The 21,731-nt window shown below is 54.8% G+C and carries 20 protein-coding genes and 2 pseudogenes; 11 read left to right on the plus strand and 11 right to left on the minus strand.

The annotated features are described in order from the left end of the window. Window positions 1-23 precede the first annotated feature (23 nt). From PYL13_RS15365 to PYL13_RS15375, 3 genes are read right to left on the minus strand one after another with little or no spacing between them, the layout of a single operon-like run. Complete coding sequence (locus PYL13_RS15365) at window positions 24-1,094, minus strand: 5-(carboxyamino)imidazole ribonucleotide synthase (RefSeq protein ID WP_275641897.1); 1,071 nt, start codon at window positions 1,092-1,094, stop codon at window positions 24-26. After that, window positions 1,091-1,591, minus strand: coding sequence for a 5-(carboxyamino)imidazole ribonucleotide mutase (gene purE, locus PYL13_RS15370; RefSeq protein ID WP_250982207.1), 501 nt, complete (start codon window positions 1,589-1,591; stop codon window positions 1,091-1,093). Before purE ends, PYL13_RS15365 begins: the two co-directional genes overlap by 4 nt. Before the next feature lie 16 nt (window positions 1,592-1,607). Further along, entirely contained in the window at window positions 1,608-1,811 is a 204-nt protein-coding gene (locus PYL13_RS15375; RefSeq protein WP_192488111.1) for a YdcH family protein, read from the minus strand. 234 nt (window positions 1,812-2,045) lie between these two features. On the opposite strand from PYL13_RS15375, the gene PYL13_RS15380 reads away from it, so the two are divergent. Further along, entirely contained in the window at window positions 2,046-2,222 is a 177-nt protein-coding gene (locus PYL13_RS15380) for a YdcH family protein (protein ID WP_192488110.1), read from the plus strand. 104 nt (window positions 2,223-2,326) lie between these two features. Here PYL13_RS15380 and PYL13_RS15385 read toward each other — a convergent pair whose 3' ends face one another. The 3 genes from PYL13_RS15385 to PYL13_RS15395 all read right to left on the minus strand — a co-directional run bounded on the left by PYL13_RS15385 (window position 2,327) and on the right by PYL13_RS15395 (window position 3,853). Further along, a complete protein-coding gene (locus PYL13_RS15385) occupies window positions 2,327-2,581 on the minus strand; it encodes a DUF2312 domain-containing protein (protein ID WP_192488109.1) in 255 nt (84 codons plus the stop codon). 158 nt (window positions 2,582-2,739) lie between these two features. Beyond that, complete coding sequence (locus tag PYL13_RS15390) at window positions 2,740-3,045, minus strand: DUF1244 domain-containing protein (protein ID WP_259143000.1); 306 nt, start codon at window positions 3,043-3,045, stop codon at window positions 2,740-2,742. A gap of 16 nt (window positions 3,046-3,061) precedes the next feature. Then, complete coding sequence (locus tag PYL13_RS15395) at window positions 3,062-3,853, minus strand: N-formylglutamate amidohydrolase (protein WP_275641898.1); 792 nt, start codon at window positions 3,851-3,853, stop codon at window positions 3,062-3,064. Window positions 3,854-4,057: 204 nt separating this feature from the next. Between PYL13_RS15395 and PYL13_RS15400 the strand changes: the two genes are divergently transcribed. Beyond that, window positions 4,058-4,534, plus strand: coding sequence for a DUF1036 domain-containing protein (locus PYL13_RS15400; protein WP_275641899.1), 477 nt, complete (start codon window positions 4,058-4,060; stop codon window positions 4,532-4,534). Further along, window positions 4,534-5,973: a pyruvate kinase gene (gene pyk, locus PYL13_RS15405; protein ID WP_275641900.1), complete on the plus strand. Its 1,440-nt coding sequence runs from the start codon at window positions 4,534-4,536 to the stop codon at window positions 5,971-5,973. Before PYL13_RS15400 ends, pyk begins: the two co-directional genes overlap by 1 nt. 126 nt (window positions 5,974-6,099) lie before the next feature. On the opposite strand, the gene PYL13_RS15410 is transcribed toward pyk, so the two are convergent. The 3 genes and pseudogenes from PYL13_RS15410 to PYL13_RS15415 form a co-directional block, all read right to left on the minus strand. After that, window positions 6,100-7,881 (minus strand): DUF882 domain-containing protein, encoded by a 1,782-nt coding sequence (locus PYL13_RS15410; RefSeq protein ID WP_275642049.1) that lies wholly within the window; start codon window positions 7,879-7,881, stop codon window positions 6,100-6,102. A 288-nt stretch (window positions 7,882-8,169) separates the two neighbouring features. Beyond that, window positions 8,170-8,373, minus strand: a pseudogene (locus PYL13_RS27050) (helix-turn-helix domain-containing protein); the annotation flags it as partial. Between the two features lie 170 nt (window positions 8,374-8,543). Continuing rightward, window positions 8,544-9,732 (minus strand): annotated as a pseudogene (locus PYL13_RS15415) (sigma-54-dependent transcriptional regulator); the annotation flags it as partial. Window positions 9,733-9,901: 169 nt separating this feature from the next. On the opposite strand from PYL13_RS15415, the gene PYL13_RS15420 reads away from it, so the two are divergent. From PYL13_RS15420 to PYL13_RS15450, 7 genes are all read left to right on the plus strand, one after another. Further along, window positions 9,902-11,767, plus strand: a complete 1,866-nt coding sequence (locus PYL13_RS15420) for a M3 family oligoendopeptidase (protein ID WP_275641901.1) — start codon at window positions 9,902-9,904, stop codon at window positions 11,765-11,767. Window positions 11,768-11,860: 93 nt separating this feature from the next. Further along, window positions 11,861-12,496 (plus strand): aminotransferase class IV family protein, encoded by a 636-nt coding sequence (locus PYL13_RS15425; protein ID WP_275641902.1) that lies wholly within the window; start codon window positions 11,861-11,863, stop codon window positions 12,494-12,496. 196 nt (window positions 12,497-12,692) lie between these two features. Then, window positions 12,693-13,061, plus strand: coding sequence for an outer membrane lipoprotein Omp10 (gene omp10, locus PYL13_RS15430; RefSeq protein WP_250982211.1), 369 nt, complete (start codon window positions 12,693-12,695; stop codon window positions 13,059-13,061). 196 nt (window positions 13,062-13,257) lie between these two features. Then, complete coding sequence (locus tag PYL13_RS15435) at window positions 13,258-15,168, plus strand: 5'-nucleotidase C-terminal domain-containing protein (RefSeq protein ID WP_275641903.1); 1,911 nt, start codon at window positions 13,258-13,260, stop codon at window positions 15,166-15,168. Between the two features lie 257 nt (window positions 15,169-15,425). Further along, a complete protein-coding gene (hemH, locus tag PYL13_RS15440) occupies window positions 15,426-16,460 on the plus strand; it encodes a ferrochelatase (protein ID WP_275641904.1) in 1,035 nt (344 codons plus the stop codon). 48 nt (window positions 16,461-16,508) lie between these two features. Next, the gene (locus tag PYL13_RS15445) at window positions 16,509-17,525 is read left to right on the plus strand and encodes an SPFH domain-containing protein (protein ID WP_275642050.1); all 1,017 of its coding nucleotides are present in this window, start codon (window positions 16,509-16,511) and stop codon (window positions 17,523-17,525) included. A 2-nt stretch (window positions 17,526-17,527) separates the two neighbouring features. Beyond that, complete coding sequence (locus PYL13_RS15450) at window positions 17,528-17,989, plus strand: NfeD family protein (RefSeq protein ID WP_259142937.1); 462 nt, start codon at window positions 17,528-17,530, stop codon at window positions 17,987-17,989. Window positions 17,990-18,009: 20 nt separating this feature from the next. Here the strand turns inward: PYL13_RS15450 and PYL13_RS15455 are convergent, their stop codons facing one another. Then, window positions 18,010-19,005, minus strand: a complete 996-nt coding sequence (locus tag PYL13_RS15455) for a KpsF/GutQ family sugar-phosphate isomerase (protein WP_275641905.1) — start codon at window positions 19,003-19,005, stop codon at window positions 18,010-18,012. A gap of 152 nt (window positions 19,006-19,157) precedes the next feature. Between PYL13_RS15455 and PYL13_RS15460 the strand changes: the two genes are divergently transcribed. Next, entirely contained in the window at window positions 19,158-20,672 is a 1,515-nt protein-coding gene (locus PYL13_RS15460; protein WP_275641906.1) for an outer membrane beta-barrel protein, read from the plus strand. Between the two features lie 86 nt (window positions 20,673-20,758). On the opposite strand, the gene galU is transcribed toward PYL13_RS15460, so the two are convergent. Next, complete coding sequence (gene galU / locus PYL13_RS15465) at window positions 20,759-21,646, minus strand: UTP--glucose-1-phosphate uridylyltransferase GalU (protein WP_250982217.1); 888 nt, start codon at window positions 21,644-21,646, stop codon at window positions 20,759-20,761. Between the last annotated feature and the right edge of the window lie 85 nt (window positions 21,647-21,731).

Genomic DNA, 21,731 nt, shown 5'->3' on the forward strand with positions numbered 1-21,731 from the left:
ACACGCAAAGCCGTGTTTCCAGTTCAGGAGCGTTGTTTTACAGCACCTTTCAGTTCCGTAACATGCCCCATTTTGCGGCCTGCACGGGCTTCCGACTTGCCATAAAGGTGCAAGACGCAATCACTTTTGCCGAGCCATTGCGGCACGGCATCCACATCATCACCAATCAGATTGGTCATAACGCAGTCGGAATGACGTCGGGAATCAGCAGCAGGCAGCGCGCTTATGGCGCGAATATGCTGCTCAAATTGCGAAACTGCACAGGCAGCTTCCGTCCAGTGGCCGGTATTGTGGACACGTGGCGCAATCTCATTGGCTACGAGCGAGCCGTCGGGCAACACAAAGAACTCGATGCCGATAATTCCGACATAGTCCAGAGCGTCAAGAATTTTGCCCGCAGCATCAACCGCTTGACTGGCAGTCGATTCGGAAATGGAGGCCGGTACGGTCGAGGTGTGCAAGATGCCGTTCAGATGGACATTTTCGGCAGGGTCGTAACAAACCACCGAACCATCCTGGAAACGAGCCGCAATGACGGAAATCTCACGCTCGAAATTTACAAGGCTTTCGAGAATCAGAGCACCACCACCCAACGCGTCAAACGCGCCGTCAGCACTTTCGCCACGGAACAGCTTCTGTCCCTTGCCATCATAACCAAACCGGCGGGTCTTCAACACGCCCTTGCCGGAAAATTCGGAAAGCGCCTTCTCCAGATCAGACTGGCTATCAACAGCGCGGAAATCAGCGGTTCTGATTCCACAGCCATTGATGAATGTTTTTTCGACCAGACGATCCTGCGAAACGCTGAGTGCCTTCGGAGGCGGATAAACCGCAACCGTCCGCGCCAGCTCTTCAGCGGCACCAACCGGCACGTTTTCAAATTCATAGGTGACGATATCGCAAAGCGAAGCGAGTTCCGCCAGCGCTGCGGCGTTATCATACGCCGCCACGATCTGGCGGTTGCAAACCTGCGCCGCCGGACAATCGGCCTGCGGTTCAAGAACAATGGTTTTGAAGTTCAGACGGGCAGCAGCCATGGCCAGCATACGGCCAAGCTGGCCACCGCCAATAATGCCGATGGTCAAAATATTCATTGAGGATTATCCATCGGGTACTCAGCAACCGAGGCGGTCTGGCGGGCACGCCATGCATCCAGCCGGTCTGCAAGATCTTCGTCAGACAGCGCCAGAACCGCAGCCGCCAGCAGCGCGGCGTTGACTGCGCCGGCCTTGCCGATGGCCAGTGTGCCGACAGGAATGCCAGCGGGCATCTGAACGATCGAATAAAGACTGTCCTGTCCGGACATGGTTTTGGACTGAACCGGAACGCCAAAAACCGGCAAAGAGGTCATTGCAGCGGCCATGCCCGGCAAATGTGCAGCACCACCGGCACCTGCAATAATTATCTTGAAGCCTTCATCACGTGCGCCTGTTGCAAAATTGAACAGCCGTTCAGGCGTGCGATGCGCAGAGATAATACGCGCCTCATATTCAATATCCAGGGCATCCAGTGTGTCGGCAGCGTTTTTCATGGTCTCCCAATCCGACTGGCTACCCATGATGATTGCGACTGGCGGCGTTTCTGTCGTCATGCTTACCGGCTCCCTGTCAGGCAATAATGTCGGGAATGATCTGGTCTTCGATCTGGCTCATCTGATCCTTAACCACCAGTTTTTTCTTCTTCATCCGCTGAACACGCAAGGCATCGCAATTGGTCTGGATCATCGCATTGATGGCGACGTCGTAATCTTCATGTTCCTGCCGCAATCGCGCCAATGCCAATCTGATATCTGCCTGTGACTGATCGGGCATTTCTGCATCCCCACTCTATGATCCCGGCTTTGCCGGTGTTCTGACATTCGCTGACCTGCCTCTACCACCAAATGCCGGTAACGGGAAGTTATCCATTGCGACCAAATTGCCCAGATGTTGCCCTGATTTCGCCTTCGACAATCCTAACAATCCGTGTCACATTAGTTTCGTAAACCTGAAACTCCAGCAGTGGAGTGCTGGAAGTAGGTCACAAAAGAAGGAAGGACGTGCAGCATGACCATACAGGCTCATATCGCATCGCTCGAAAAGAAACACGGAGCTCTTGAGGACGAGCTCGAAAGTATTCTTGCTTCCCCGTCATCGAATGACCATGAGATTTCGGAACTAAAGCGACGCAAACTTCGCCTGAAGGATGAATTGCAAAAACTCAAAAAAGATACACGTCATTAAAAATATGCTTCCGCGGCGCCAATGAGCGACAGGAAGCTGAAGTGTAAGAAGAACTGGCCGTCTCGCAGGAGACGGCCAGTTTTTTATTGCCCATTGAAGGACACTTATTCCATGCCAAGGGCAGCCATGTAGGTCTGCAGAATGGATTCTTCTTCCAGACGCTCATTGGCGTCCTTCTTGCGAAGGCGGATAATGGTGCGGATGGCCTTGGTGTCGTAACCACGGCCCTTGGCTTCGCCCATCACGTCCTTGATGTCGCCCTGGATAGCCGCTTTTTCTTCTTCAAGGCGCTCGATCCGCTCGATGAACTGGCGCAGCTCGGCAGCGGCTACGGTTTCTGTTGTGCTGGTCTCATCCATCGTGAATTCCTTCATCTTGTCTGTTCTTGAGCCCGATCGGGCATGTTTCATCCGGCACATGTCAATGGAACGACGTCCAGAACATGGCACCAATTTTTTCCCGCTGTGAACTGCCGACTGGAAACGCCCGCGTCAAGCCTGTTCGACAGCGCGAACCCTCATTCCTTTGGCTTATTTATTTCAAATGCTGATTTTTGCGCATCTGACGCCTCATGCTGGTGCTGGTTCTTCCAGTCCTCGTAAGGCATGCCGTAGACGATTTCCCTGGCCTCGTCCTTGCTGATCTCGACACCGGCATCTGTTGCCGCATCGCGGTACCAGTTGGAAAGGCAGTTACGGCAGAACCCGGCCAGGTTCATCATATCGATGTTTTGCACATCGCTTCTTTCACGCAGGTGCTGAACGAGCCTGCGGAAAGCAGCCGCTTCAAATTCAATCTGCTGTCTGTCGTCCGGTGTCGTCAAAACGTCACTCCCCTTTTCAGGCATAAGGTCCGGTCCGGGATTGGAATAGCTGGTATTCGTGCAACGCCGGATCGCTGTTCATTGCGGCAAAAATAGGAGCAAGCCTGTCAGACCATGAGGTAATTCCTGCATCATCGGCGATCAGATCCTGCCGCACCTCCAACAGCGCATGTGCAAGACCCTTGCTCATGCAGTGCTGATACATGCAGTCGCCTTTAAGCGCACCATCATAGGGTTCGTTGTCGCCAACCAGAATATCGCCGGGCAAACGCAGCGCGTCCAGAAGCGGGTGAACCGCGCGATAATCCGTGTCCCACAACACCGCAGCATGCCATGGGCGCGGCGTCTGTTTCCAGAACGGCGTATAGGAATGCAGCGAAAACACCAGCGGCGCCTTGCCAGTCGCCTGTTTTGCCTGACCGAGAACCTTGTCGACAGCATTATGGTACGGACGGTGGTAGGTCTCGATACGCCGGTTCCATTCTTCATCCGAAATCGGATGGTTGCCGGGAATGATGGCGCCATCGGAAATTTTCATGATCAGCGTCGGATCGTCCTCACCGCGATTGGGATCAATCAGCAGCCGGGAAAAGCGGCTCATGACCGCAGGCACACCCAGCGTCTTTGACAGGGAGCGGGTCAAGCCCTCAATACCAATGTCAAAAGCAATATGTCGTGAAAATGCACTCTCTGGTAAGCCAAGCTGATTATACTGTAGAGGAACATTGTTCATGGCATGGTCCGCTATCAGAACCATGCCTTTGTCATAATCACCATCTAGGATTTCAAATGCGGGGAAGTCTTGCATCGTCAATTTCTTGAAAGCATTCGTGGGAGCGCGTTTGATGACATGGCTGGCCCAACAGCGCAAGCCAAACGGGAGTGCCAGCTCTCAACAGCCATCAGAATGCAGACACACACCGAATATAATCGATTAGACTTGCGTTGACATTCGCCGCCCGTCGCGCCAAGAAAGTGTATCATGAATAACTATGGAAACCGGAGGGAAGCCATGCGCAAAACCATCTCCTCTCTCCTTCGAGTACCTACCCGGCTCAGCGCCGCAACACCTGCCATTGGCGCCCTTCTGGTCGCTCCGTTCCTGTTCGCAGCGCCTGCAAAAGCAGATTTCCGTGTTTGCAACAGCACACAGAACCTCGTTGGCGTGGCTATCGGATATCGCGCCGAAGCGGGTTGGGTCAGTGAAGGATGGTGGCAGGTTCCGGCCTCTACATGCGCCACGTTGATCGAGGGCGAGTTGCAATCACGATATTATTATCTTTATGCGGAAGATGCTGCACGCGGTGGTCGCTGGACTGGCGATGTCAACATGTGCGTGGCTGAAAACGAGTTCAAGATTGCAGGCATCGACGATTGCTACGCTCGCAGTTTCCAGCGCATGGGTTTCAAGGAATATGATACGGGGCGCCAAGGAAGCTGGATGGTCCAGCTTTCGGATACGCCCGGCACACAGGAAAGTCAGCACTGATGAGGCGTAACCGCAAAGTCAAAATTCTTGCAACACTTGGTCCGGCTTCCGGCGAAGAAGCCATGATCGAAAAGCTGCACCTTGCTGGCGCAGACCTCTTCCGCATTAACATGAGCCATGCAAGCCATGAACTCATGCGTACGCTCGTGGCGCGCATTCGCTCGGTCGAAAGCCGTAATGGCCGCCCGATTGGCATTCTCGCCGATTTGCAGGGACCAAAACTGCGCGTTGGCAAATTTGCCGATACCAAGGTTGATCTCGTACCGGGACAGACCTTCACACTGGATAGCAACGAGGAGCCGGGCGACAAGAACCGCGTTTTCCTGCCGCATCCCGAAATCCTCGAAGCCGTGAAACCAGGCGACCGCCTGCTGATCGATGACGGCAAGCTGCACCTGCGCGCTGAAAAGTGCGATGGCAAGAGCATCGTTGCCACGGTTGTCGCTGGCACCAAGATTTCAGACCGCAAGGGCATCAGCCTTCCCGACACCCTGCTCGGCGTTGGCGTGTTGACCGAAAAGGACCGTGTCGACCTTGATGCGGTTCTGGCGACCAATGAAATTGACTGGGTTGCCCTGTCCTTCGTGCAGCGCCCGGAAGACCTTGCAGAAGTTCGCAAGATTGCCCGTGGTCGCGTTGGCCTGATGTCGAAGATCGAAAAGCCGCAGGCTATTGAGCGAATCGAAGAAATCATCGAGCTGTCTGACGCTCTGATGGTTGCCCGTGGTGACCTTGGCGTTGAAATGCCGCTAGAAACTGTGCCTGGCCTGCAAAAGCAGCTCATTCGCGCATGTCGCCGCGCCGGCAAGCCGGTTGTTGTGGCAACACAGATGCTGGAATCGATGATCACCGCGCCGGTTCCGACTCGTGCGGAAGTGTCCGACGTGGCAACAGCCGTATTCGAAGGCGCCGATGCCATCATGCTTTCGGCAGAATCAGCCTCTGGCGACTATCCTGTTGAAGCGGTTTCTACCATGGCATCGATTGCGAGCACGGTTGAACTCGACCCGCATTATTCCGGTATCATCTATGCTCAGCGCGCCCAGCCGGAAGCAACCGGTGCCGACGCGATTTCTCTTGCTGCCCGCCAGATCGCTGAAACACTGAAACTGTCGGCTATCGTTACCTACACGTCCTCAGGCACGACCGGCTTGCGTGCGGCCCGTGAACGTCCACAGGTTCCGATCATCGCCCTGTCTCCGGTCATTCAGACGGCGCGCCGTCTGTCGGTTGTCTGGGGTCTGCACTGCGTGGTCACTGGCGACGCAGACAATCTGGATGACATGGTCAACCGCGCCTGCCGGATCGTTGTGTCGGAAGGCTTCGGTAATCCGGGCGACCGTATTATCATCTCCGCAGGTGTACCGCTTGGCACGCCTGGCGCAACCAACATGGTCCGTATCGCCTACATCGGCTCCGACGGCCAGAGCGGCGTCTAACACAACAGTTGCGGCATACTCCTAATCTATCGAGTATGCCGCCTGTTTTAAAAAGCCCAATCAACCATACAACAAAAAAGCCCGCTGACACGATCAGCGGGCTTTTTTAATGAATGGCTTTATGCGTTACGGCATTCTGGTTGGTGTGCTGAAGCGGCTGGAGTCGATTGCTGCGGCACCCTGCTTGAAACCGGAAGAGGCGTTCGAAGCTGTCATCTCGTTGTTCAGAATACGGTTGCTGACAACACGTGGAGCCTTCACGTTACGAGGAGCCTCACCCTTGGTCTTGTTGAGCGCCCAGCCGGAAATCAGGTCCTGGGTCAAGCGACCACCACCGGTCATCGCCTGCTCGGAGATCGCAGCTTCCTGCTTGCTTGGACGGCCACCCTTGGCAGGCAATCCAGCGCGCAGACCATTATCGGCCGTGCCCTTCACATCGAAAGCATCACCAAACTGCGCAGCAGTTGGCTTGGTCGCCTGCACGGCAGCAGCTGGAGCAATCGAAGCAACCTGCTGCTTTTGCTGAGCTGGCTTCTGATTGTGGATCAAGTCAGCAACATTATCCTTCGCAGCAGGCGTGGCTGGAACCGGTGCGGACGCAGACTGTATGCTATCGCGTGCACTCTGACCGCTACGCTCAAGCGCAGCAACCACGATTGGCGAAAGAACAGCTTCTTTCTGCTCGGCCTCGTCTGCCTGTGCTTCAGTATCTGCATCAGCCACGGCAATCAGCGATTCGACACTTGCAGGACGGTGAGATGGAATTGGCGCCATGATATTGGGTTCGCCAGACGCCTGCGGATCAACAGCAGCTGTCATCACACCATTTTCAGCATCGCCACGCATACCGCGCGGTCCGAGCAGGGTCGGAACCGGGATTTTGTAGTCGCCCAGATCTGCAAACTGTGGGTTCGCAGGTGTTGGCGTTGCTGGAAGTGCGGCCTGCAAAGCTTCCTGCGCCGCATTACGCGTCGGAGAATACAGCGCCGTTGCCAGACCGGTATTGGCCTGCTGGGTGTTCAGCGAAGGACGCGAAAGCGGAAGCGGAGCATCGATATTAACGCCCGGAGGCGGTTCTGCGCTTGCTACAGCAACAGGTTGCTGCTCCCGCACCACAGGAGCAGGACGCTCTTCAGGTGCTGGTGCTGCAATGCTTTCTGCATCTTCATCCTCGTCGCCACCTCCGCCAAACAGCGCAGACAACAGGGTTCTCTTCTTGCCACCGGAGGATGATGTCGGGCCCGCACCGGCAGTGCTTGCCACCTGAACGGACGACGAGCTTACACGACGCTTGTAGTCGGCCAATGCCTGATCATAACCCGGCAATGGCTTACCATCGGCAGGCAGGTGAATAGTATTGCCCTTCGGGAAAATGCGCACGAGGTCCTGACGGCTCATGCGTGGCCAGGCGCGAACGTTGCCGACATCAAGATGCACGAAAGGAGAACCGGAGGTTGGATAGAAGCCCACGCCGCCGATCTGCATCTGCATGGCGACTTCACGAAGACGGGAAAGTTTTACGCCAGGAATATAAAAGTCCATGGCCTTGCCAAGCGTGTGCTGGCTGTTCTTTGCAACACCCTTGGTGCGCGACCGCAACATGCCATTGGTCTCTGGCGAGCGGAACGCGGACACAACATTTATATATTCAGTCGCGCCACTGCGCTGATAGACTTCCCAAACAAGGTCAAAAAGTCTCGGATCCATCTTGGTTGGCTGGTTACGACGCCAGTCGCGGAGGAAGCGATTAAGCTCCTGCAGACCCTTCTGATCATACTTTCCATTACGCTTGAAGGTGATAACCGCCTTCTCTTTCGTATGGATGTAATACAGTTTGAGGCTACGGGTCTCGGCTGCCGCCGGAGCAGCAGACAAGGACAATGCAGGCAATGACATCAGAGCAGCCATAACCAGGGCGATACCACGCCCGGAAAGCTTCTCTCCCACATGCTTGAGCCTGTCACACACGCTTTTGCCCGAGCGCGCTATATTCCGCTTCAAATCTGGCAATTCGATCCCCGTCTGATAGACAACCCACCATAGTGTCTCAGATGAACGTAAATTACGGTGACACGATGGCAAATTTACCACACATATACAACCTTCCTCTTTATAGTGAATAGTACGCTAATAAGAGGTTTACAGATGGTAAGGGAATATCCTTGCCTGACGGTTAACGCAAGAAGTCATTGGTTTTTAAGCAGCTTCGTTGAGTGGATCGTCCGGATCGATGCCATAATCCTTCAGCTTGCGATAAAGCGTGGAACGTCCAATCCCCAGTTTTCTGGCAACTTGACTCATCTGACCACGATAAAATCTTAAGGCAAAGCGGATCAATTCTTCCTCAATGTCGGCCAATTTGCGCACATTTCCATTGTCATCAACGCTGGAAATGAGGTTGCCACCTGAAAAAACAGGGGAGGATTGGCTGTCTTCGGCGGAAAAAGCCTCCATGACAGAAAGGATATCAGGCGTGCGCGACATCGGGCGTGGTTCCGGTGCCGGCGTGCTCAGCAACATGCGGTCGCTGATACGATGGCTAAGGTCATGCAACTCATCGGATGATGCAAATTCCGGCATCTGCAGTGCGATCTGCGGGAAATCGTCTTCCGTCAATTCATCGCCCTGCGCCAGAACAACAGCGCGGAAAATCGCATTTTCAAGCTGGCGAATATTACCCGGCCAGTCGTAAGCCGTCAGCAATGCAAGCGCACTGGCGTTAACGCCCATGGCATGTGGCAGTTTCTGTTCAGCCGAAAAACGCTCTGCGAACACGCGCGCCAGATATGGAATATCTTCCTTGCGACGACGCAATGCTGGAATGGTAATGGGGAACACATTGAGGCGGTAATAGAGGTCCTCGCGGAAACGACCTTCTTTCACCTCTTCAATAAGGTTCTTGTTGGTTGCCGAAATCAGGCGAACATTGACCTTCTGTACCTTTGCGGAACCGACGGTCTCAATTTCTCCCTGCTGCACGGCGCGCAGCAGCTTGACCTGCACTTCAAGCGGCAGGTCGCCAATCTCGTCGAGAAACAGCGTGCCACCGTCGGCTTCCATGAACTTGCCGACATGTTTTTCGGTCGCGCCAGTAAAGGCACCCTTTTCGTGACCGAACAGAATGCTCTCAACCAGATTTTGCGGAATAGCACCGCAGTTGACGGTAATGAATGGTTTGCCAGCGCGATCACCGGCCGACTGGATGGCACGCGCCACCATTTCCTTGCCGACGCCGGATTCACCTTCCAGCACCACAGGAATATTGGACTGCGCTGCGCGCTGCGCCAGTTCGACAACCCGCAACATGGCAGGGCTTGCCGATACGATATCGTTAAAGCCAACCGCGTGATGACGGCTGCGACGGCCTGTTCGGGCTTTTGCTTCACGCTGATCAAGCTTCAGGGCATTGGCAATGGCCGCGCCAATACGTTCGGGTGAAACCGGCTTCACCACAAAATCAAACGCACCTGCGCGCATGGCCTGAACGACGGTATCAATGCCTCCCTGCCCGGTCTGAACGACCACTGGCACATCGATACCCTGTTCGCTGATCGCCTTGAGGAAGGAAAGCCCATCCATTTCCGGCATCATGAGATCAAGCACAACAACGCTGATTTCGCCGCTATGCTGCTTAAGCAGTTCGAGACCGGCTCTGCCGTTTTCGGCGATCATGGCGGCATGGCCATAACGTTCAACCGCGTTTTTGAGCAGGCGACGCTGAACTGGATCGTCATCGATAACGAGAATTTGCGCGATCATCTTGGGCTCCCGGTTTCCGGTTTATGGACCCACTTCATGCAGACCCTTTGACGTCACACTTGCATAAAAGGCTTGAACATCCAGTTTTGAGAATTGCTTGCATTTTATCTATTGGCGGGGGAAACAAGAGGCGAAATTTTGTGAGATGCACAGCTGATGAGGACAGAAAATGACATTTCCGACGCAAGGCAAACACCGCACGTTCTCGACTTCGGTTGCAGGTGGGCAGGCATTCGATCCAGCCCTTGGAGAACTTCCTGTCTGGAAATTGTCTGATCTTTATCCTTCGGCAGATTCTGCCGCACTGAAGCAGGACATCGAAAAATCAGCAGCAGATGCCAAGGCCTTTGAAGACAAGTGGAAAGGCAAGCTGGAACAAGCAGCAGCCAAGACCGGCAACGAAGGCATTGGTCAGGCGCTGCGAGAATATGAGGCGCTGGATGATCTGCTCGGTAAGATTGGCTCTTTTGCCGGTCTCACCTATTTTGCCGACACGGCAAACCCGGCCAATGGCAAGCTGTATGGCGACACACAATCCAAGCTCACCGACATCTCGGCACATTTGCTGTTCTTTACGCTAGAGCTGAACCGGCTTGATGACGCGACGCTTGAAAGCGCCATGCAGAACGACACGGTTGCCGGTCACTACCGCCCATGGCTGGTGGATTTGCGTAAGGACAAGCCGCACCAGCTGGATGACAAGCTGGAGCAGCTGTTTCTTGAAAAGTCGATGACCAGCGCTGCAGCCTTCAATCGCCTGTTCGACGAGACCATGGCCGAACTGCGCTTCGACATTGACGGCGCAGAACTGCCGTTGGAAGCCACGCTCAACCTTTTACAGGACCCGGAAGCAGAAACCCGCGCCAAGGCCGCCAAGGCGCTGAGCAGCACATTCTCCAAGAACATCCGTATCTTTACGCTGATCACCAATACGCTGGCCAAGGATAAGGACATCTCCGACCGCTGGCGCAAGTTTGACGATATTGCCGACAGCCGCCACTTGGCCAACCGCGTCGAGCGCGAAGTGGTTGACGCACTGGCCGCCGCTGTTCAGCAGGCTTATCCCCGTCTGTCCCATCGTTATTACGCCATGAAAGCCAAGTGGCTTGGCATGGAACAGATGGAATATTGGGATCGCAATGCGCCCCTGCCTGACACCTCCAACACGCTGATTTCGTGGAATGAAGCAAAGGACACGGTTTTGACCGCTTACGGCGACTTTGCGCCGGAAATGGCAACAATCGCCGCCCGTTTCTTCGATGAACAATGGATCGATGCGCCTGCCCGCCCCGGCAAGGCACCGGGTGCGTTTGCCCATCCGACAGTTCCTTCTGCCCACCCTTATGTCTTGGTCAACTATCTAGGAAAACCACGCGACGTCATGACCCTTGCCCACGAGCTTGGTCACGGCGTGCATCAGGTACTGGCCGGCGAACAGGGCGCACTGATGTGCTCCACACCGCTGACGCTGGCGGAAACGGCATCCGTCTTTGGCGAAATGCTGACTTTCCGCACCCTGTTGAAAAACACCACCGACAAGCGCGAGCGCAAGGCCATGCTGGCGCGTAAGGTGGAAGACATGATCAACACCGTCGTGCGCCAGATCGCCTTTTACGAATTTGAGCGTAAGGTTCACACCGCCAGAAAAGACGGCGAACTGACCTCAGAGCAGATCGGCGAATTGTGGCTGTCGGTGCAGGCAGAAAGCCTTGGCCCGGCCATTCGCATTTCGGCAGGCTATGAAAGCTGGTGGGCCTATATCCCACACTTCATCCATTCGCCTTTCTATGTCTACGCTTATGCCTTCGGCGATTGCCTCGTGAACTCGCTCTATGCGGTCTACCGCAATGCGGATGAGGGTTTTCAGGACAAATATTTCGCGCTGCTCAAGGCTGGCGGTACCAAACACCATTCAGAGCTTTTGAAGCCTTTCGGTCTTGATGCGACCGATCCATCCTTCTGGAGCAAGGGCCTGTCGATGATCGAAGAATTGATCGATGAACTGGAAGTTCTCGACAAAGACGAAAATCCTTAAATTTCGGGCAAGCTTCATAGTCCTGAATGCGTAAGAAAATTCGTCCCCGCGCCAGCGGGGATGAACACGTTTTGGCAAGCGGATGAAACAGCGATGAAACGCAAACCAGTCGATCTGACCTTGATGGAAACCCTGCGATGGGAGCCACAAACCGGCTTTCAGCGTCTGGAGCAGCATCTTCGCCGCCTGGCACGGTCAGCCGATGCGCTTGGTTTCCGCCAACCAGTCGATGCCCAGAAAACGTTGGAAAAAAGCGTTGCCGGAGAGGCAGCCCTCAGGGTCAGCCTTGTGATGAACTACAAGGGACAATTGGACATCACCACCTCAGACCTGCAGGTTCTGCCTGAAGGTACCGTCTGGAAATTGAAAGTTGCCAACAAAGCACGGCTGGACTCCAGCGACACGTTTTATCGTCACAAGTCATCCCGCCGTGAGCCTTATGAAACCGCGCGCGCCGAATTCCCGATTTCTGAAGCAGACGAGGTCTTGCTGCTGAATGAACGCGGTGAGGCATGCGAAGGCTCCTCCACCAGCCTGTTTGTCGAAGATAGCGAGGGCCAATTGCTGACCCCACCGCTGGACAGTGGCATTCTACCCGGCGTGTTGCGCGCCGATTTGATAAGAGAACGGAGGGCACGTGGTCAGGCGCTCACGCTGGACGATCTGCAGGGACGACGTATTTTCGTCGGCAATTCGGTGTATGGCCTTATTCCTGCACAGCTGATTTAGGATGCAAGAAACGACGCAACGATTTCGCGCGCTGCGCATTTACCGGCTGCGTATCTGCGAAGATATGAGTTTTTGTGCAACGCATATCTGAAATCTATTGTTGTTTGACGTGATTGAAACCAATGCATCCTTGCAACGCACCATTCTTCACGGCATGTTTTCACACCATAAATATCGAATCGCAGGGAGTTTACGCATGAAGATCAAGACCGGCATTGCTCTGGGCCTGGTTTCCATAACATTGGCATCGTGCGTTTCCGCACCGCCCCCGCGTTCGATGGCTCCGGCCGCACCACAGAGACCTGCTGTTGATGGCCGGTGGGTGGATCGCAACGGTATTGTGTCGACGTTCCAGAACGGAACATTCTCCACCCATTCGACCGACAGCAATACGCTGCTGGCCTCGGGCAACTACAGCATGATTTCACCGACCCTCATCGAAATCAACATGACCTCGCTGCTGCGTAACACCCAGTCGAAGGTTAATTGCGCGATGGTTTCTCAGTCTCAGCTGAACTGCACCACGGATAGCAACAATCAGTTTTCTCTGTCCCGTCAGGGCTGATTCATTCCTGTTATATTTACGGTTTAAAGAGTGCGCGCATGAGAAGTGTGTTCGCAAGGAAAAGCTGTGTCACAATTTAGCTTGCAGTTCGTGCGGCCAAATGGAAACATCTGCTTCGGGTGAACAGCTCATGAGACATTAGCGGCCTCTGCAAAATGCGGTGGCCGTTTATATCGTATTGATACAGGAGAGAAAAATGCACAGACTTACCAAACTCGGCTTGCTGGCCGCATCGGTTGTTACGCTGTCGACAAGCGCCGCCTTTGCCGATTACGAACTCAACATCCTCCATATCAATGACCTGCATTCACGCATCGAAGCGATCAATAAATTCGATTCGACTTGCTCTGAAAGTGAAGCAGCCAAGAATGAATGCTTTGGCGGCATTGCCCGCGTAAAAAGTGCCATTGACGCTCGCCGTGGCGAACTCGGCAACGCCAACACGCTCGTTCTCGATGCTGGTGACCAGTTCCAGGGCTCGCTGTTTTACACACAATATAAAAGTGGCCCAGTTGCCGAATTCATGAATGGCATCGGTTTTGACGCCATGGCCATCGGTAATCACGAATTCGATGATGGCCCTGAAGAACTGCTGAAATTTATCGACGCCCTGAAATTCCCGATCATCGCTGGCAACACCATGGCGGGTGACAGCTCCATCCTGAAGGACAAGTTCAAGGGTTACGTCATCAAGGAAATGGGCGGCGAGAAAGTTGCTGTTGTTTCAGTTCTGGCCACAGACACGGACGAAACCTCTTCGCCAGGCGACAAGATTCTGTTTGCCGACGAAATTTCCTACCTCAAGGGTGCGGTAAAGGAAATTCAGGATCAGGGCGTCAACAAGATCGTGCTTCTGTCGCATGTCGGTTACGTCAAGGATCAGGAAATCGCCAAGGAAGTTGATGGCATCGACGTTATCGTTGGCGGCCACAGCCACACACTTCTGTCCAGCACGGATGACAAGGCCGCCGGTCCTTATCCAACACTGGTCAAGAACCCATCGGGCGTCGAAGTTCCAATCGTCACGGCTTATGCCTATTCCAAGTATCTTGGCGACCTCAAGGTAACTTTCGATGACAACGGCGTCGTCAAGTCGTGGGAAGGCGCACCAAAGCTGCTCGATGCATCAGTTACCCCTGATGCCGGCTACGTGACCCGCGTTTCTGAACTGGCACAGCCGCTTGAAGAGCTGAAGAAAAAGGAAATCGGCTCGACCACGGAAAGCATCGATGGCTCGCGTGAAGTTTGCCGCGCCAAGGAATGCACCATGGGGAACCTGGTGTCCGATGCGCTGCTCGACCGCGTGAAGGATCAGGGCATCTCGATTGCCATCCAGAACGGCGGTGGTCTGCGTGCCTCAATCGACTCTGGCACCATCACCATGGGCGAAGTGCTGACGGTTCTGCCATTCCAGAACTCGGTGGCCACCTTCCAGCTCAAGGGTTCCGACATCAAGGAAGCACTTGAAAATGGCGCAGGCCAGATCGAAGAAGGTGCAGGCCGCTTCGCACAGGTTGCCGGTCTGAAATACTCCTTCGACCGGTCCAAGGCACCCGGCAGCCGTGTGGTTTCCATCGAGGTCAAGGAAGGCGATGCCTTCGTACCGCTGGATAATGACAAGGTTTATGGCGTCGTCTCAAACAACTACATGCGTTCGGGCGGTGACGGCTACAAGGTATTCGCAAGCAAGGCGATCAACCCTTACGACTTCGGGCCAAGCCTTGAAGATTCCGTTGCAGCCTACCTGACGGCAAACAACCCGTACAAGCCTGCAACAGACGGCCGTATCACCGACGTAACCCCGGCTGACTATGTTGCTCCTGCCAAGGAAGCTGCTCCTGCAACTGCTGCCGCACCGGCTGCCCCTGCTCCAGCTGCGACAGCACCTGCGGCTCCGGCCCCTGCAGCACCAGCGGCAACTGCACCGGCAGCAACCGCTGAAAACCTTGCCAAGTATGTCGTCACCAAGGGCGACTCGCTTTGGAAGATCGCCGTTGAAAAATACGGTGACGGCACCCTGTGGACAAAGATTGCCGAAGCCAATGCGCTGAAGCGTCCAAACCACATCGAGGTTGGCGCCGAGCTGGAACTGCCAGCCAAGAACTAAGCAGAGAAGACAATTTGCCGCATATGACACAGCCGGCCCTTCATGGGCCGGCTTTTGTTTTTTACAGCTCTATAAATATATGAAAAACCGGTATTATTTGACATATGTCATATCAATAACCGCCACCTGCCCTTTTATGGGAGGCGAAAAGCAATTCCGGAAGATGTTCACGGTGAACCATTTTCCGCTAGAAGAGTGAACCGTTGCAGCAATACGAACGTATTGCACACAACCTATTGATGTTCAGGAATTTATGTATGGTAGCCAGCACTTCAGTCATTCCGGCAGATCACCCTCCTGTTTCCTTCGGCAAGGTCGGCGTACTTCTCGTCAATCTCGGAACTCCGGATGGAACCGATTACTGGTCCATGCGCCGTTATCTCGCAGAGTTTCTTTCGGACAAGCGCGTCATCGAATGGTCGCGCCTGTACTGGTACCCCATTCTCTACGGCATCGTGCTCAACAAGCGCCCGCAGAAGGTTGGCAAGGCTTACGAAGAAATCTGGAACAAGGACCTAAACGAAAGCTATCTGCGCACCTATACCCGCAACCAGTCTGATCTGCTTGGCAAGATCCTCACCGACCTGCCAAATGTGGTTGTCGACTGGGGCATGCGTTATGGCCAGCCATCCATTGCCGAGCGCATTGACGCGCTAAAGGCCAAGGGTTGCGAAAAGCTGCTGATTTTCCCGCTTTACCCGCAATATGCCGCTTCCACGACGGCAACGGTTAACGACAAGGCATTCGAACATCTGATGAAACTGCGCTGGCAGCCTGCCGTTCGCACCGTTCCTCCCTATCATGATGACGACGCCTACATTGAAGCGCTTGCCAACTCGGTGAAGTCACATCTTGCCAAGCTGGATTGGGAGCCAGAAAAGATAATTGCCTCGTTCCACGGCATTCCGCAGTCCTACTTCAAAAAAGGCGATCCCTACCATTGTCATTGCGCAAAAACGGCACGTTTACTGCGTGAAAAACTGGGCATGGACAAAAACCGCTTCCTTCTGACATTCCAGTCGCGTTTCGGACCGGAGGAATGGTTGCAGCCTTACACCGACAAAACGGTTGAAAAACTGGCGCAGGAAGGCGTCAAGCGCATCGCGGTCATGAACCCCGGCTTCGTTTCCGATTGTCTGGAAACACTGGAAGAAATTGCCGGTGAAGCGGGGGAGATATTCCTGCATAATGGCGGCGAACATTTCACACATATCCCATGTCTCAATGACAGCGAGGATGGCATGCGCGTTCTGGAAACAGTTGTGCGTCGGGAATTGCAAGGCTGGGTATAAGCGCATAAGACTTTCTACGGAAAGTTTAACATGCATATGGAGGAACCGATGGTTCTCGGAGGGTTTGATATTGTGGTGTTGGTCGGGGTGGCGCTGGTCATTCTGGTCCTGTTTGCGGGTATAAAAACCGTACCACAGGGTTTCCGTTATACGGTGGAGCGCTTCGGTCGTTACACACGTACGTTGGAACCAGGCCTCAACATCATAACGCCCTTCATCGAGTCCATCGGCGCTCGTATGAACGTCATGGAGCAGGTGCTCGACATTCCGACTCAGGAAGTCATTACCCGCGATAACGCCAGCGTCTCTGCGGACGCCGTTGCCTTCTATCAGGTTCTTAATGTTGCGCAGGCCGCCTACCAGATCTCCAATCTGGAAAACGCCATCCAGAACCTGACCATGACCAACATCCGCTCGGTAATGGGCTCGATGGATCTTGATGAATTGCTGTCCAACCGTGATGCCATCAATGACCGGTTACTCCGGGTCGTGGATGAAGCCGTTGGCCCATGGGGCATCAAGGTAACCCGCATAGAAATCAAGGACATCGCACCACCGAAGGATCTCGTTGATTCGATGGCCCGCCAGATGAAGGCCGAGCGCGAAAAACGTGCGCAGGTTCTGGAAGCTGAAGGTTCGCGTGCTGCGCAGATCTTGCGTGCGGAAGGTTCCAAGCAGTCGGCCATCCTGCAGGCGGAAGGTCAACGTGAAGCAGCGTTCCGTGACGCTGAAGCCCGCGAACGCCTTGCCGAAGCGGAGGCCAAGGCAACCCGCATGGTGTCGGAGGCCATTGCTGCGGGCGATGTACATGCCATCAACTACTTCATTGCGCAGAAATACACCGAAGCCCTGTCAGATATCGGTACTGCAAACAATGCCAAGATCGTGCTGATGCCGATGGAAGCCTCGGCGCTGATTGGTTCACTGGGCGGTATTGGCGCAATTGCCAAAGAGGTGTTCGGCAGCGACGGCACACAACGCCAGCCGGAATCACGGCCACGCCCTGCAGCGCCTTCGCGCACCGCACCTCAGGTCAATCCATTCGCACCGCCGTCGGATAGATAATCATGATAAAACAGGCCATAGCAGAGCTTGGTCCATGGAGCTGGTGGATCACCGGCTTCATCCTGTTTGCCGCAGAACTTGCCGCTCCGGGCGTATTCCTGATCTGGATCGGTGCAGCAGCTATCGTTGTTGGTGCATTGTCACTGCTGCTCTGGGACGCAACATTGTGGTCATGGCAGGTGCAATTCGTGCTGTTTGCAGCACTCTCTGTTGCCTTTGCCCTGATTGGTCGCCGTTACTTCGGCAAGCCAAATGCAGCCTCGGACGAACCCTTCCTCAATCAGCGTGAAGCAAGCCTGATTGGCCGCACGGCAACACTGATGGAACCGATTGCGGAAGGTCGCGGACGCATAAAACTGGACGATACGGTCTGGCCGGTCAGCGGCCCGGATCTGCCAGCCGGAACGCGCGTGCGCATCATGGCTGCACATGGGCGCAACCTCACCGTCGAGTCCGTGGAATAAGTCAGAAAAAACCTTGCGGCTTAGGCAACGCCGAGCCGCAAGAAATCGTGGAAATGCACCAGCCCAAGCGGCCGGTTCTCATCGTCGACCACGATCAGCGCGCCAATCTGATGCTTTTCAAGGAAGGCAAGTGCGCTTGTTGCCAGCATGGTGGTCTTAACCACCTTCGGCGTGCGGGTCATGATGTCGTCAACCTGCAATCCTGAGAGATCGCGCGACAGATTACGGGCAAGGTCACCCTCGGTGACGATACCGCACAGTCGGCCATCCTCATCGAGAATGCCGACACAGCCAAAATGTTTGTGCGACAGAACCTTGACCGCCTCGGGCATCAATGTGCCCTTGGGAACTAGCGGAACCCGCTCACCGGTGTGCATGATATCACCGACCTGCGCCAGGCTCGCACCCAGTTTACCACCAGGATGGAACACCCGGAAATCACCGGCCGTGAACCCGCGCGCTTCCAGCAGTGCAACGGCAAGCGCATCACCCAAGGCGAGCTGCATCAATGTCGACGTGGTTGGCGCCAGACCATGCGGGCACGCCTCCTGCTCGTTCGGCACCAACAGCACGATGTCGGCCGCCTTGGCGAGCGAAGAATTTTCCGAACAGGTCAGTGCAATCAATGGAATGGAAAAACGCCGTGTATAATCGATGGTGCTGCGCAGCTCTGCACTCTCACCACCCTTGGAAATGGCCAGCACCACATCATTGCCAGCAATCATACCAAGATCACCGTGGTTTGCCTCGGCGGCATGCACGAAAAAGGCCGGTGTTCCGGTCGACGCAAATGTCGCCGCCAGCTTGCTGCCAATGTGCCCACTTTTGCCAACACCTGTGATGATGACACGGCCGTCGATCGAGCCAATCGTCTCGATTGCCGCGTTAAAGGGCTGGGCAAGACCATTCTGCAGCGCCAGTTCCAGTGCCTCAAGACCCTTCCGCTCGATATTGATCGTGCGCAGGGCCGAGTCGATGGCGAGATTATCGATGAGTTTCACAGATCTTTTAATCATGCCGGACTGTTACTCCTTTCGAAAAAAACTGTCCAGCGGTCAAAACCAACCTGGCACCCGCATTATAATCGCCGCAATCCCGGCATGCGAAACCAGATGTTAACCACATGGCTTTACCTTTGGGTAAGATTTGGAAATTTGCCGGAACAGCCATGCCGAAACCCACAGACAGCGCGGCCAGACGCCTTAAAGCGTGGCGCAATGCAGCCGCATTGCTGGTGGCATGCACATGTCTGTACGAGCCGGCCATCGCCTTTGCCCAAAGCACACAAGCCACGCCCGTCCTCAAAAGACGGACCGACAGCCGTGTCGCCACAGCCCTGCAACAAAACCAGGCGGAAGTAGAGGCCGAAGCCACCGGCGTTGATCCGGCAGCGGCAAACCCGACCGACCCAACAACGCTGACCACACAAAGCATTGCCCCACCTGTCAATGCGGGCGATGCCATCACCGACGAGCCGGACGAGGCAAGTGCACCCTATGAGCAGCAGCTCAACCCTTACGAACCGACCATAGATGGTGGTGACGTTGATCCAACGGCTGCGACGAACCTGACACCCGGTATTCGGTTGGGAACGATGGTGCTGCGCCCGACAATCAGCCAGACGCTGAACACCGAAAAACAGAAATCATCCGGCAGTTCTGATCGTCGCAACTACATGACGACAGGCATTCGCGGTACTCTGAACAGCGACTGGTCGCGCCACTCCTTGACGGTAACGGGCGACGGAGCCTGGGAGCGCAATTTCGGCAGCGATAAAAGCGGCGAGGAACCACGTGCCTCGATCAATGCCGACCTGCAGCTTGATCTTGCAAAAGACACAACGGTCAACATAACCGGCGGCTACAACTTCAGCCGCGAAGATACTGATGACCCGAACGCCCTGAACAATGCATCCGTTCAGTCAGGTGTCCATGAATTTACCGGCGGCGTTGCCGTGGCGCGCGATCTTGGCCGTATACGCGGACTGGCGGCCATTGAACTGCAACGCAACGTCTATTCTGCCGCCAAGGCGCTCGATGGCAGCTCGATTGATCTGAGCGCCCGCGACCGCACCGGCGGCGATATTCGCGTGCGGGCAGGTTATGAACTGTCACCTGCTCTCATTCCGTTTCTCGAGGTCTCATCCGGCCTGACCCGTTATGACGACAAATTCGACGATACGGGTTATGAGCGCTCTTCCAAATCCTACGGTGCCAAGCTTGGAACGGAGCTTGATCTCGGTGAGAAACTGCGTGGCGAACTGGCACTCGGTTATCTGCGTAAAAGCTACGACGACCAGAGATTGGGCTCCATAAATGCATTCAGCGTTGATGGCGATCTCTCATGGTCGCCGCAGCGCGGTACGGACGTGAGCCTTGGCCTGCGCACAACCATCGAAGATTTTGCTGGTGGCTCACAGGGTGGCTGGATATCTCATCGCCTGACGGCAGGCCTGACCCATCAGTTGCGCAACAACCTGGTGGCGCGCCTCACCGGACAGGTCACCCGCCGCAACTTCCCATCCGGAGATACGCGGGACGTGACGGAATATTTCACCTCGGCCGGGCTGACATGGAGCCTCAACCGTTATCTCGATCTGACAAGCGATATCAGTTACCAGACGACACCGGCCTACGACACCGGCACATGGCGGATTGGCGCAGGTATCGCTTTCAAGCGTTGAACGCGCCGCAGCGGTTGCTTCAAATCGAGACATAAAAAAATCCCGGCTTTCACCGGGATTTTCTGCTTTTCTGACTGTGCCGCCGCTTATTTCAGCTTGGCGAGCAGTTCCTTCAGAGGACCTTCGATGGACGGGCGAATATCGCTCCGCTCCAGCGCAAATGCCAAGTTGGCAAGAATGAAGCCATCCTTTGCACCGCAGTCATAGGTCTGACCCTGGAAATGGTAACCGAAGAAATCCTGGTCCTTGGCAAGCGTCAGCATGCCATCGGTAAGCTGGATTTCATTGCCGGCACCACGTTCCTGCGTTTCCAGAATGTTGAACACTTCCGGCTGCAGAATGTAGCGGCCGTTGATGTAGAAATTGGAAGGTGCAGTGCCCTTGGCTGGCTTTTCGACCATTTCGGTGATCTTGAAGCCGTCGCCGGCCTTTTCGCCAACGCCGACGATACCGTACTTGTGCGCCTGATCAGGGTCGCATTCCTGCACGGCAATAACGTTGCCACCGGTCTGGTTGTAAACGTCGACCATGCCCTTGAGGCAGCCCTTTTCGGAATGCATGATCATGTCAGGCAACAGAACCGCAAATGGCTCATCACCAACGATATCGCGTGCACACCATACCGCATGGCCAAGGCCGAGTGGTGCCTGCTGGCGTGTAAAGCTCGCTGTACCTGCCTTTGGCAAAAGGTCTTCAAGCAAAGTCAGCTCGACCTTTTTGTTGCGCTCGCGCAGCAGCTGCTCAAGTTCGAATTGAATGTCAAAATAGTCTTCAATGACCGCTTTGCCGCGACCTGTAACAAAAACAAAATGTTCAATGCCTGCTTCAATGGCCTCATCGACCACGTACTGAAGAACAGGCTTATCAACAACAGTAAGCATTTCCTTCGGAACAGCTTTAGTTGCCGGCAAGAAACGAGTTCCCATACCTGCGACCGGAAAAACGGCCTTCCGAATTTTCGTATTTTCTACCACGCATCCCTCCTGAGAGACTAATTGGATAATATTCCCCGCGCAGCGCTATATTCCAAAACTTTTTAAGATTTGCAAAGGGTGACGC

Origin of the sequence: Agrobacterium sp. Azo12 (genome assembly GCF_029193765.2) — a bacterium.
Taxonomy (GTDB): domain Bacteria; phylum Pseudomonadota; class Alphaproteobacteria; order Rhizobiales; family Rhizobiaceae; genus Agrobacterium.

What these genes read in the sequence shown, in the direction of transcription:
- PYL13_RS15450 (WP_259142937.1), top strand. Translation starts at nt 17,528, where the DNA reads ATGATAAAACAGGCCATAGCAGAGCTTGGTCCATGGAGCTGGTGGATC.
- PYL13_RS15420 (WP_275641901.1), top strand. Translation starts at nt 9,902, where the DNA reads ATGACATTTCCGACGCAAGGCAAACACCGCACGTTCTCGACTTCGGTT.
- PYL13_RS15445 (WP_275642050.1), top strand. Translation starts at nt 16,509, where the DNA reads ATGGTTCTCGGAGGGTTTGATATTGTGGTGTTGGTCGGGGTGGCGCTG.
- omp10 (WP_250982211.1), top strand. Translation starts at nt 12,693, where the DNA reads ATGAAGATCAAGACCGGCATTGCTCTGGGCCTGGTTTCCATAACATTG.
- PYL13_RS15375 (WP_192488111.1), bottom strand. Translation starts at nt 1,811, where the DNA reads ATGCCCGATCAGTCACAGGCAGATATCAGATTGGCATTGGCGCGATTG.
- PYL13_RS15400 (WP_275641899.1), top strand. Translation starts at nt 4,058, where the DNA reads ATGCGCAAAACCATCTCCTCTCTCCTTCGAGTACCTACCCGGCTCAGC.
- PYL13_RS15460 (WP_275641906.1), top strand. Translation starts at nt 19,158, where the DNA reads ATGCCGAAACCCACAGACAGCGCGGCCAGACGCCTTAAAGCGTGGCGC.
- pyk (WP_275641900.1), top strand. Translation starts at nt 4,534, where the DNA reads ATGAGGCGTAACCGCAAAGTCAAAATTCTTGCAACACTTGGTCCGGCT.
- PYL13_RS15365 (WP_275641897.1), bottom strand. Translation starts at nt 1,094, where the DNA reads ATGAATATTTTGACCATCGGCATTATTGGCGGTGGCCAGCTTGGCCGT.
- PYL13_RS15410 (WP_275642049.1), bottom strand. Translation starts at nt 7,881, where the DNA reads ATGGCTGCTCTGATGTCATTGCCTGCATTGTCCTTGTCTGCTGCTCCG.
- PYL13_RS15385 (WP_192488109.1), bottom strand. Translation starts at nt 2,581, where the DNA reads ATGGATGAGACCAGCACAACAGAAACCGTAGCCGCTGCCGAGCTGCGC.
- hemH (WP_275641904.1), top strand. Translation starts at nt 15,426, where the DNA reads ATGGTAGCCAGCACTTCAGTCATTCCGGCAGATCACCCTCCTGTTTCC.
- PYL13_RS15395 (WP_275641898.1), bottom strand. Translation starts at nt 3,853, where the DNA reads ATGCAAGACTTCCCCGCATTTGAAATCCTAGATGGTGATTATGACAAA.
- PYL13_RS15435 (WP_275641903.1), top strand. Translation starts at nt 13,258, where the DNA reads ATGCACAGACTTACCAAACTCGGCTTGCTGGCCGCATCGGTTGTTACG.
- purE (WP_250982207.1), bottom strand. Translation starts at nt 1,591, where the DNA reads ATGACGACAGAAACGCCGCCAGTCGCAATCATCATGGGTAGCCAGTCG.
- PYL13_RS15380 (WP_192488110.1), top strand. Translation starts at nt 2,046, where the DNA reads ATGACCATACAGGCTCATATCGCATCGCTCGAAAAGAAACACGGAGCT.
- PYL13_RS15425 (WP_275641902.1), top strand. Translation starts at nt 11,861, where the DNA reads ATGAAACGCAAACCAGTCGATCTGACCTTGATGGAAACCCTGCGATGG.
- PYL13_RS15455 (WP_275641905.1), bottom strand. Translation starts at nt 19,005, where the DNA reads ATGATTAAAAGATCTGTGAAACTCATCGATAATCTCGCCATCGACTCG.